This window comes from Acinetobacter sp. 778_lipA (assembly GCF_058242985.1).
The window spans coordinates 3133358-3144997 of record NZ_JBZAYT010000001.1; the positions used below are offsets into that span (position 1 = coordinate 3133358).

The following is an 11640-nucleotide window of genomic DNA, read 5'->3' on the forward strand; positions in this document are numbered from 1 at the left end:
AGTTTAAAGGATCACTCTAAACTCGTGTTGTTATTCTAAAGAATTAAAGGTCAAGGATTAGTTTAGCTGGTTCTTCAAGTAACTCTTTAACAGTTACCAAGAAGCCTACAGCTTCTTTACCATCAATCATACGATGGTCATAAGAAAGCGCTAAGTACATCATTGGAAGAATTTCAACTTGACCATTTACAGCCATAGGACGCTCTTGGATTTTGTGCATACCTAAAATAGCAGTTTGTGGTTGGTTCAAAATAGGTGTTGAAAGTAATGAACCGAAAGTACCACCGTTGGTAATTGTGAAAGTACCACCAGTCATATCTTCAATTGCTAATTTACCTTCACGTGCTTTTGCAGCATACGCACCAATACCTGATTCAACTTCAGCATAGTTCATACGGTCAGTATTACGTAATACTGGAACCACTAAACCACGATCAGAAGAAACCGCAACACCGATATCATAGTATCCATGATAAACAATATCATCACCGTCGATTGAAGCATTTACCGCAGGATAGCGTTTAAGTGCTTCAGTTACAGCTTTAACGAAGAATGACATAAAGCCTAAACGTGCACCATGACGTTTTTCGAAAGCATCTTTATATTGCTTACGCATTTCCATCACAGGTTTCATGTTAACTTCGTTAAACGTAGTCAACATCGCAGTTTGCTGTGTAGCAGCAAGAAGACGTTCAGCAACACGCTTACGTAAACGTGTCATTGGAACACGTTTCTCAATACGCTCACCAACTGCAACGCTTAATGGTGTTACAGCAGCAGCTGGTTTAATTTGATGATTTGCAACATCTTCTTTGGTGATACGACCACCACGACCAGTACCATCTACATCCGCAGCAGCAATACCTGTTTCAGTTAAAGCTTTACGCACTGCAGGTGCTTGATCTTGTACTTGAGCACGTTCAACAACAGGTGCATTACCCGCTTGAGTTTGTGCCGCAGCTTGTTCTACTTTCTCTTCTGATTGAACTGCTTGAGTTTGAGTAGCGCCAGAAACAGCACCTTCTTCAAATGTCGCAATAACTTCAGAAGAAAGAACTGTGTCACCTTCATTTTTGATGATTGCAGAGATAGTACCATCAGCAGGAGCAACAACTTCTAAAACAACTTTATCCGTTTCAATATCACAGATGACTTCATCACGTGATACCGCTTCACCTGGTTGTTTGTGCCAAGTTGCAATTGTTCCGTCAGCAACTGACTCTGGGAACACCGGTGCTTTAATTTCGGTTGCCATTATTTAGATTCTCCTGATTGTTCAGCTACGATCGCAAGTGCGTCATTCACGAGCTGAGCTTGTTGTTTTGCATGCAAATATGGTGAGCCACATGCAGGTGCAGCTGAAGCTTCACGTCCTGCATAGCTAATTTGAACTTGTAGAGCAGACGTCATTACACCTTCGTATAAACGAGGAGCAATGAATAACCATGCGCCTTGGTTCTTCGGTTCTTCTTGACACCAAACAAGTTCTTTTATGTTCGGATATGTCGCAAGCACTTCAGCAAGACGTTTTTCTGGGTATGGGTACAATTGTTCAACACGTACCACCGCAATGTTCAAGTTTTCTTCACGACGTTTTTCAAGTAAGTCGTAATAAACTTTACCACCACAAAGTACAACACGTGTTACATCTTGTTTGTTGATTTGATCCACTTCATCAATCACAGTCTGGAATGTACCAGTTGCAAGCTCTTCCAAAGTTGAAGTTGCAAGTTTATGACGAAGTAACGACTTCGGTGAAGTCACGATCATTGGCTTACGAATTGGGCGAATTGCCTGACGACGCATTGCATGGAAAATCTGTGCAGGTGTCGTAGGTGTAATCACTTGCATGTTTTCTTCAGCACATAACTGTAAGAAACGCTCAAGACGTGCAGATGAATGCTCAGGACCTTGACCTTCATAACCATGTGGAAGAAGCAATGTTAAACCACACACACGCTCCCATTTGGTTTCACCAGATGAGATGAACTGATCAATAACCACTTGCGCACAGTTTGCAAAGTCCCCGAACTGAGCTTCCCAGATGACCAAACTTTTTGGCAATGTTGTTGCATAACCATATTCAAATGCAAGCACAGCCATTTCTGACAATAATGAGTCATAAATTGCAGTACGTGGCTGGTTTTCTTTGATATGACACAGTGGAATATAAACCGAACCATCAACTTGGTTATGTAGCTTAGCATGACGGTGTGAGAATGTACCACGACCAACATCTTCACCAGTCAAACGCACCAAGAAACCATCATCAAGGATAGAAGCATAAGCTAAAGTTTCTGCTGCACCCCAGTTTAATGGCATTTCACCAGTTTGCATTTTCAAACGTTCATCGATCACTTTAGACACTTGACGCTGCATCACGAAACCTTCCGGTAATTCGCGCATTTTCGTACCAATTTCTTTTAAGCGTTCGATTGGGAAAGTCGTATCCCAAACATCTGTATATTCATGGCCTAGATACGGTTTCCAGTCCACAAACATTTTGTCATTTGGTTCAAGCACTAAAGCATTGGCAACATGGTTACCTGCTTCAAGATCTTCACGATATTTTTCAACTAAAGCATCTGCATCTGAACGATCTAATACTTTTTCTTGTACCAATTGATCTGCATAAAGCGTACGTGTAGTCGCTTTTTTATTGATCACTTGATACATCATTGGTTGTGTTGCTGCTGGCTCATCTGCTTCGTTATGACCACGACGACGATAACAGAACATGTCAATCACAACATCTTTACGGAATGTATGACGGAAATCATGTGCCAATTGCGCAACAAACAATACAGATTCAGGGTCATCACCATTTACATGGAAAATTGGCGCCTGAATCATTTTTGCAATGTCAGTACAGTATTCAGTAGAACGTGCATCACGTGGATCAGATGTAGTAAAACCAACTTGGTTGTTGACTACGATATGAACCGTACCACCTACGGTATAACCACGCGTTTGTGACATTTGGAAGGTTTCTTGGTTGACACCTTGACCAGCAAATGCAGCATCACCATGTACGATTACAGGTAATACGTCATCACCACCAATGTCTTTACGACGTACTTGGCGTGCACGAACTGAACCTTCAACCACAGGACCAACAATTTCTAAATGCGATGGGTTAAATGCCAAAGCCAAGTGAACTTCGCCACCAGGTGTCATCACATTTGATGAGAAACCTTGGTGATACTTAACATCACCAGAACCTTTTTTAGCTAAAGTTTTACCTTCGAACTCACCAAACAAATCAGCTGGGTTTTTACCCATAATGTTCACAAGTAAGTTTAAACGACCACGGTGTGGCATCCCAATTACGACTTCTTTACAACCTACAGAACCTGCACGTTGAATAAGTTCGTTTACCATTGGAATAAAAGATTCACCACCCTCTACACCAAAACGCTTCGCACCAACATACTTATTACCGAGGAATTTTTCTAAGCCTTCAGCAGCAGTTAAACGTTCAAGTACATGTTTCTTTTGATCTGCCGAGAAACCGAACTGACCGCGTGCACCTTCAAGACGTTGTTGAATCCAGCGTTTTTCTTTGGTGTCAACAATGTGCATATATTCAGCACCAATAGAAGCACAGTATGTTGCCTCCATTGCGCTAACCATTTCACCTAAAGTTGCTTCAGTTTTACCAATCGCCAAATTTCCAGCATTGAAAACTGTATCTAGGTCAGACTTGGTTAAACCATGTGCAGCAAGATCTAAATCTGGCACATCTTCACGTTTAGCCAAACCTAGTGGATCAAGCTTCGCTTTTTGATGACCACGGTTACGGTATGCTGCAATCAGTTGCAAAACACCGATTTGACGACGTTCATGCTCAGTACTTACTTCACTTTGCACAACAGGCTGAACACGACTTGAATTACGACCTAATAATAAGAATTGCTCACGAATGTTTCCGTGCGGTTGGTCACCTTTAGGGAATTTATCGAAATATTGACGCCAATCCTCACCTACTGAGGTTGGAGAAGAAAGGTACTGTTCGTAAAGCTCTTCAATATACGCTGCACTATCAGCGGAAAGTTCAGTATCAAGACGCAATGCGTCAGCAACTTCTTGCATTTGTGGACCCATTTCCTATTGCAAAAACATTAGAGGGTGCTTTTTAAGCACTCCCATGATTGATAATGCCAAATCGGTAAATTGACATTCACCCATCAGATACTCATGACCAAGGGGCGTTATAAACATTAGCTTTTACTAATGCATACAATGAATCATAACGCCCTCAATGGCATCATCACTCACTTATATACTCAACCGAAGCTGAGCAATTTTTTGCAAATCGACTTAGAAAAAACAAAGACTTTTTTGCTTTTTCTAAAGCGGTTCTAAACTTTGCTTATAAAATTATTTATAAACTGATCTGGATCACACTTATGTAGAAAAAATGTACCAAAAATATGGTGTGTTTTTCACATATAGTGGTTTGTTAAATCGTAACATGATCTGTCACTTCAATTGATTTTTTTGACACATACCACCTATAAATTAGCGAAATACATACAAGAAATAATCTATTATTATCCATCCATTTATATCGGGTCTGTTGCTACTTTTTCAATGCTTAAAACTTATCCTTCACTCGCTCGAACAAAAAACAACCATCTCATTAAAAATCCAATAAAAAAAGAGCGTACATCCCAAGATGTACGCCCTTTTTTCACATCGTATTAACCCGCTTGATCGAGCAACATGCTACGAATATGACCGATTGCTTTTGTTGGATTCAAGCCTTTCGGACATACAGACACACAGTTCATAATTCCTTTACAACGGAATAATGAGAATGGGTCATCAAGACGTGATAAACGATCTTGTGTCGCAGTATCACGAGAATCAATAATAAAACGATATGCATTCAACAATGCTGAAGGACCCAGGAATTTATCCGGATTCCACCAGAATGATGGGCATGACGTTGAACAACATGCACAAAGAATACACTCATATAAACCATTTAAGTGCTCACGCTCTTCTGGAGATTGTAAACGCTCTTTTGGTGGTGCAGGTTGATTATTGATTAAGAATGGATGAATTTTGTCATACTGATCGTAGAACTGATTCATATCCACAACTAAATCTTTAACTACTGGCAGACCAGGCAATGGACGAATGACGATTTTTTCAGGTAAATCGTTCAAGTTCCATAAACACGCAAGACCATTCTTACCATTGATATTCACACCATCTGAACCGCAAATACCTTCACGGCAAGAACGACGGAATGTTAATGATTCGTCTTGAACTTTTAACGCTAAAAGTGCGTCAAGCAACATACGATGCTTGTCCGTCAACTCTAGTTTAAAAGTCTGCATATACGGTGCTTTATCCTTATCAGGATCATAGCGGTAGATTTCGAATGTACGTGTACCTCTACTCATCTTATTTCTCCCGATTAGAATGTACGTGGTTTAGGTTCAATTGGGTCTACAGACAATGGGCTGTAACGTACTGGCTTGTATTCAAGATGGTTATCCGCTGAATACCATAAAGTATGTTTCATCCATTCATCATCACGACGACCATATGAATAGTGCTCATCATCAGCAGGCAATTCATAATCTACAACAGTATGTGCACCACGACATTCTTTACGTGCAGCAGCAGAAATCAATGTTGCTTTTGCTACTTCGTATAAGTTTTCAACTTCCAAGGCTTCAATACGTGCAGTATTAAATACTTTAGATTTGTCTTTTAAATGAATGTTACGTACACGTGGTTCAATCGCAAGAATCTGCTTAACACCCTCATCAAGCAATGCTTGAGTACGGAATACACCCGCATGGTCTTGAACGATATCACGAATCGCATCCGCAACTTCTTGTGCATTTTCACCAGAAGTAGAATCATCTAAATGATTGATACGTTTCAACGTGTTCATAAGTACATCATTTGGAAGTGGCTGGTATTCATCACCGTGATGTTTAGTCACGTAATCAATGATGTGTTCACCAGCAGCTTTACCAAATACAACCAAGTCAAGTAATGAGTTTGTACCTAAACGGTTTGCACCATGTACAGACACGCAAGAACACTCACCAATCGCATAGAAGCCTTTTACAGGCACTGTGTAATTCATTGTACCGTTGGTTGTGTATTCATTTGCAGCTTTATCAAAACCTGCATAGAAATCTGCTGCATTTTTCGCTGTTTCAGGGATAACCACTTGACCATGAATATTGGTAGGAATACCCCCCATTTGATAATGGATTGTTGGTACAACTGGAATTGGTTCTTTGGTGATATCCACGTTTGCGAATTTCTTACCAATCTCAAATACAGATGGTAAACGCTTCATGATGGTATCTGCGCCCAAGTGAGTCATATCAAGAAGGATATAATCACCTTTAGGACCACAACCACGACCTTCTTTGATCTCTTGGTCCATAGAACGTGATACGAAGTCACGAGGAGCCAAATCTTTCAAAGTTGGTGCATAACGCTCCATGAACGGTTCGCCATCTTTGTTACGAAGGATTGCACCTTCACCACGACAACCTTCCGTTAACAATACACCTGCACCAGCAACACCGGTTGGGTGGAATTGCCAGAATTCCATATCTTGTAATGGAATACCCGCACGAGCTGCCATACCAAGACCATCACCAGTATTGATATAAGCATTGGTAGATGCACGGTAAACACGACCAGCACCACCAGTAGCAAACAATGTTGCTTTGGCTTGGAATACAGCAATTTTGCCTGTTTCTTGGTCAATTGCTGTTACACCAAGTACATCACCAGCTTCGTTACGGATTAAGTCTAATGCAATCCATTCAACGAAGAATTGAGTACCCATTTTCACATTACTTTGATAAAGCGTATGAAGAAGAGCATGACCTGTACGATCGGCAGCGGCACAGGCACGTGGAACTGGTTTTTCACCATAGTTCGCAGAGTGACCACCAAATGGACGTTGGTAAATTGTACCATCTGCATTACGGTCAAATGGCATACCTAAGTGTTCAAGTTCATAAACAACTTTAGGCGCCTCACGACACATAAATTCGATTGCATCTTGGTCACCTAACCAGTCAGAACCTTTTACTGTGTCATAGAAATGATAGTTCCAGTTGTCGTCTTGCATATTACCAAGCGATGCACCAATACCACCTTGAGCCGCAACAGTATGAGAACGTGTTGGGAATACTTTAGTTAGCACTGCAACATTCAAGCCTGCTTGAGCAAGTTGATATGAAGCACGCATACCTGAACCACCACCACCAACGATGACTGCATCGAAGAACTGGCTTGGAATATTTGAATAATCTTCTTTAGGGGTTAAAGCGCCCATGACATTTTCCTATCAATTCGCCCAAAAAATCTGGATTGCCCAGATCGCATATGCAATAACAGCAATAATCACTGCTGAAGTTAACACGATGCGTAAACCTGAAGCTGAAGGACCCATCTGACGAGTAGTCACATAGTCTGTGAATACTTGCCACATACCAATCCAAGCATGCGCAACAAGAGATAAGACTGCCAATAAAGATAAAATCTTCATCGGAAGTGTCATCATAAAGCCAAACCATTGCTCATAGTTAAATCCGACATTGCACAGAATCCAACCTAATACGACAACAGTATAAACAGCTAGAACTACAGCACTTACGCGTTGGATATACCAATCACGAGAACCTGACCCCGTTAAACCTGTAGCACTTTTCATTAGAGAACGATCCATACAAATGATGCGACAACTGATATCGCAGCCAAAATTAATGCAATAGTTGCTGCTATGCGACCGCTTTGTAACTCTTCCGCAAAGCCTAGATCAGCAAGTAAATGTTTAATGCCCATAATAAAATGGAACAATAAACCAGCGACAAATACCCATACGATGAAACGTACAATGAAGCCACCAAAGATTGCTTGAACTTGAGCAAAGCCTTCAGGCGAAGACAAAGACTTGTCTAAAAGCCACAAAAGTACCGGTACGAGTAAAAATACGATGACACCTGATAGACGGTGTAGAATTGATGCAATAGCCACAGGGGATTTTAAGTTTACATCTAAAACTTGACCCATGGACAAATTGACAGGTCTGTTGCTTTTCACAGCGGGCATCCTGTAAGTAAAAACTCCATCCGGAGTTTGTTGGAATTAATTCGAAGGAAAGCTAGCATTGTCAGACAAATAAATTGCCTGAACTTTAAACGACACTGAATTATAAAACGTGCACTGTCAAAATACAAACCATCGAAATTGGCTTTTTCTTTAAAAAACACTCAAATAAGAATCATTTACAGCTATTTAAAAAATAAAGTAGAACACCCATCTAGGCTTTTAAGGGCTATCTCTTTATTTTTTATGATAATTAAACATATTACTTTTATACATAATTACGACTTATATTATTTTTATAAATTTAGACTAAAGCACAACATTACGGACAAAATCGTCCTGTGGTTAATTTTATCTGCGCTTTTATTTTCTTTCACGTTGTTAAATTTTTTTAGATACCCAACATGTTATTTTAAAATAGTCCTTTATTCCCATTTTAAATGGGTATCATTTAATTCAGTGATTTGACTGAAAGCTTTGTAATAAGAAATAAAGACTTAGTTTGTGAATAATTCACAATTTAGATTCAAGATTTTGTCATATTTGATTATTCATCAGGCAATCAAATATCTATTTTTATGCTAATTCGATTATTTTTTATACTTTAAAAGCTTCAATAAAAACTATTTTTTAATCAATTAAGCATTAAAATGAAAATAAATATTTCATCATCTTATTTGGATGTTTTTTACACAAAAATAATATCAAAAGCTATGTAAGTCGTGAAATTCAGATGGTTTTAAAACAGCAACAATGCATTTACCAACTTACAAAAGCTACAAAATATTGGTCAAAAATGCCATTTCCTGTCTAGCAATCACAATTATTTTTCTGCACCTTCTTTAGAATTTACCTTATTATACTGACCGACTCTGAAATTTAATGATCAATCTTACTGGTTAAAGTTAGACTAACTACTGATGAAAACATCATTTTTTCATCCATAAGTATAATTGACAAAATTTCAGTACTCACTAAGCTAAATAGCAATTTTTGATCCGTCTGACTTGTACATTACAAGATGACTCAGCAAGTTAGATAAAATATCCACCAGGACAGGAGATCTATTGAATGTCTGCAGCAACTGGCAAGAAAGCCGTTCTAGAGCTTGATGGCAAAAAAATTGAATTACCAATTTACAGCGGCACATTGGGCCCAGATGTAATCGACGTTAAGGATGTGTTGGCTTCAGGTCACTTTACTTTTGATCCTGGTTTTATGGCGACAGCTTCTTGCGAGTCTAAAATCACTTTCATTGATGGTGATAAAGGCGTTCTTTTACACCGTGGTTATCCAATTGCTCAACTTGCAACTCAAGCTTCTTACTTAGAAACTTGCTATTTATTATTAAGCGGTGAGCTTCCAACTGCTGAACAAAAAACAGACTTCGAAAACAAAGTCCGCAACCACACGATGGTTCACGATCAAGTTAGCCGTTTCTTCAATGGTTTCCGTCGTGATGCTCACCCTATGGCGGTTATGTGCGGTGTAGTTGGTGCGTTATCTGCGTTCTATCACAACGGTTTTGATGTTGAAAACGTTGATCACCGTGAAATTACTGCAGTTCGCTTAATTGCTAAGATTCCTACCCTTGCGGCTTGGACTTATAAATATACTGTTGGTCAACCATTCGTTTACCCACGTAATGATTTAAGCTACGCTGAAAACTTCCTTTACATGATGTTTGCTACTCCAGCAGATCGTGACTACAAAGTTAACCCTATTCTTGCTAAAGCAATGGATCGTATCTTTACGCTTCATGCTGACCATGAACAAAATGCATCAACGTCTACAGTACGTTTAGCTGGTTCTACAGGTGCTAACCCTTATGCATGTATTGCTGCGGGTATTGCTGCACTTTGGGGACCTGCGCATGGTGGTGCAAACGAAGCTGTTCTTAAGATGCTCGATGAAATCGGCACTGTAGAAAATGTTGCGCCGTTCATGGAAAAAGTAAAAACTAAAGAAGTTAAACTTATGGGCTTCGGTCACCGAGTTTATAAAAACTTCGATCCACGTGCAAAAGTAATGAAAGAGACTTGTGACGAAGTGTTAAGTGCACTTGGTATCAATGATCCTCAACTTGCGCTTGCAATGGAACTTGAACGTATTGCATTAAGCGATCCGTACTTCATCGAACGTAAACTTTACCCGAACGTAGACTTCTATTCAGGTATCATCCTTAAAGCGATTGGTATCCCAACTGAAATGTTTACGGTAATCTTCGCGCTTGCACGTACAGTTGGTTGGATCAGCCACTGGTTAGAAATGCACAGCGGTCCGTACAAAATCGGTCGTCCTCGTCAGCTTTATACTGGCGAAACTGAACGCGATATCAAACGTTAATTCGTTACGCATTCACATTGAAGAACCACCCTTTTGGGTGGTTTTTTATTATATATTTATACCAATTGGTATAACCTTTTTATTTTAAAATTTATTTAAAATCAAGCCATAACAATATCAATAATAAGCATAGAAAATGAAATTTATATTTTTACTATAAAGCTTACAAATCACTACTTTAAAAAATACCCAACAAATAACTTTATTTTATATATTAGACTTCCTTCATAAATCATTTTTCAATCAATTTAATTGTTTATCTTTCACCCAATCTAAATTGTATATGCCAGCAAGTAAATTAAACCGCAGGTTTAATCTTTTACGACGATTTCTATATACACAAGATAAAATCTTAAAACATTTCATCCTTCCAAATACATGCTCTACTTGAATTCGTCTACGACCAATCTCTCTATTTAACTTTTTTAATTCAGAATCTAGTTTTTCAGTTTTCTTTGCTTTAGATGGCATGAGGCATCCAAAACCCAATTTCTTTATCCCTAAATACCCCTTATCAACGATAAAAAAGGGCTTAAATTTTAATTTCCTCATGCTTTTTTTAAATATTTTAAAATCATGCATGCTTCCATGACTTCCACATACACTCAGTATTTCACCTGTTGTATAGTGCATAGATAACTGAAATTTAAAGGTATGTCGCTTTTTTTTACCGCTATACCATTTCTTCTGTTTTTTTTGGACGTTGAACTAATATTTCAGTTGCATCAATCACAACAACTTCCCAATCCACTTCATCTCGATTAGGAAGTTGTTTTGGCAAGTTAAATTTTCCAGAACGGATTAAGGTATCTTCAATAACACGTATGATACGAATTGCACTCGTTTCAGATACACCGTAACTCATACCAAGATGGAAAAATGTTCGATATTCTCTCCAATATTCTATACATAAGAGCAAACGATCTTCCAACGGTAATTTATGCGGTCGTCCTTTACCAATATGACGAGGTAAATGCTTATTTAGCTCGGCCAACATCAGGTTAAATGTAGCCCAACTAACACCGGTAAGCCTACGAAACTTAACGTCTGATAATTTTTGAATATCTTTGAATTTCATCCAAGGATTATCTCTTGAATTAAATAATTTTGCTGATTAATTTAAGATCAAATAAATTGTACGTTTTTTGATTTATGACGGAAGTCTATTGTTTAAAAATTTTTAATCATACATTT

8 protein-coding genes and 1 pseudogene are annotated in these 11640 nt (G+C 38.8%); 1 reads left to right on the forward strand and 8 read right to left on the reverse strand.

Annotated elements, in window-relative coordinates; translation table 11 throughout:
• Positions 1-43 precede the first annotated feature (43 nt).
• The 6 genes from odhB to sdhC all read right to left on the reverse strand — a co-directional run bounded on the left by odhB (position 44) and on the right by sdhC (position 8103).
• Positions 44-1255: a 2-oxoglutarate dehydrogenase complex dihydrolipoyllysine-residue succinyltransferase gene (gene odhB, locus AC4CUY_RS14910; RefSeq protein WP_490774337.1), complete on the reverse strand. Its 1212-nt coding sequence runs from the start codon at positions 1253-1255 to the stop codon at positions 44-46.
• Positions 1255-4092 carry a 2-oxoglutarate dehydrogenase E1 component gene (locus AC4CUY_RS14915; protein WP_490774338.1) on the reverse strand — a complete coding sequence of 946 codons (2838 nt, stop codon included), beginning with the start codon at positions 4090-4092 and terminating at the stop codon, positions 1255-1257. The genes odhB and AC4CUY_RS14915 overlap by 1 nt, the downstream gene beginning before the upstream one ends.
• 611 nt (positions 4093-4703) lie before the next feature.
• The gene (locus AC4CUY_RS14920) at positions 4704-5414 is read right to left on the reverse strand and encodes a succinate dehydrogenase iron-sulfur subunit (RefSeq protein WP_004717284.1); all 711 of its coding nucleotides are present in this window, start codon (positions 5412-5414) and stop codon (positions 4704-4706) included.
• 14 nt (positions 5415-5428) lie between these two features.
• Positions 5429-7327, reverse strand: a complete 1899-nt coding sequence (locus AC4CUY_RS14925; RefSeq protein WP_490774339.1) for an FAD-binding protein — start codon at positions 7325-7327, stop codon at positions 5429-5431.
• A gap of 12 nt (positions 7328-7339) precedes the next feature.
• Positions 7340-7705 (reverse strand): succinate dehydrogenase, hydrophobic membrane anchor protein, encoded by a 366-nt coding sequence (gene sdhD, locus AC4CUY_RS14930; protein WP_336951790.1) that lies wholly within the window; start codon positions 7703-7705, stop codon positions 7340-7342.
• Positions 7705-8103 (reverse strand): succinate dehydrogenase, cytochrome b556 subunit, encoded by a 399-nt coding sequence (gene sdhC, locus AC4CUY_RS14935; RefSeq protein ID WP_336951791.1) that lies wholly within the window; start codon positions 8101-8103, stop codon positions 7705-7707. The genes sdhD and sdhC overlap by 1 nt, the downstream gene beginning before the upstream one ends.
• Positions 8104-9171: 1068 nt before the next feature.
• Here sdhC and gltA point away from each other — a divergent pair.
• Positions 9172-10446, forward strand: a complete 1275-nt coding sequence (gltA, locus tag AC4CUY_RS14940) for a citrate synthase (protein WP_309285271.1) — start codon at positions 9172-9174, stop codon at positions 10444-10446.
• Between the two features lie 243 nt (positions 10447-10689).
• Here gltA and AC4CUY_RS14945 read toward each other — a convergent pair.
• Positions 10690-11082, reverse strand: a pseudogene (locus AC4CUY_RS14945) (transposase family protein); the annotation flags it as partial.
• A gap of 37 nt (positions 11083-11119) precedes the next feature.
• Positions 11120-11524 carry a transposase family protein gene (locus tag AC4CUY_RS14950; protein ID WP_490773745.1) on the reverse strand — a complete coding sequence of 135 codons (405 nt, stop codon included), beginning with the start codon at positions 11522-11524 and terminating at the stop codon, positions 11120-11122.
• Positions 11525-11640: the final 116 nt, after the last annotated feature.

Excerpts from the sequence above, each read along its gene's own strand:
- gltA (WP_309285271.1), top strand. The coding sequence starts at position 9,172 with ATGTCTGCAGCAACTGGCAAGAAAGCCGTTCTAGAGCTTGATGGCAAA.
- AC4CUY_RS14925 (WP_490774339.1), bottom strand. The coding sequence starts at position 7,327 with ATGGGCGCTTTAACCCCTAAAGAAGATTATTCAAATATTCCAAGCCAG.
- odhB (WP_490774337.1), bottom strand. The coding sequence starts at position 1,255 with ATGGCAACCGAAATTAAAGCACCGGTGTTCCCAGAGTCAGTTGCTGAC.
- sdhC (WP_336951791.1), bottom strand. The coding sequence starts at position 8,103 with ATGCCCGCTGTGAAAAGCAACAGACCTGTCAATTTGTCCATGGGTCAA.
- AC4CUY_RS14950 (WP_490773745.1), bottom strand. The coding sequence starts at position 11,524 with ATGAAATTCAAAGATATTCAAAAATTATCAGACGTTAAGTTTCGTAGG.
- AC4CUY_RS14915 (WP_490774338.1), bottom strand. The coding sequence starts at position 4,092 with ATGCAAGAAGTTGCTGACGCATTGCGTCTTGATACTGAACTTTCCGCT.
- sdhD (WP_336951790.1), bottom strand. The coding sequence starts at position 7,705 with ATGAAAAGTGCTACAGGTTTAACGGGGTCAGGTTCTCGTGATTGGTAT.
- AC4CUY_RS14920 (WP_004717284.1), bottom strand. The coding sequence starts at position 5,414 with ATGAGTAGAGGTACACGTACATTCGAAATCTACCGCTATGATCCTGAT.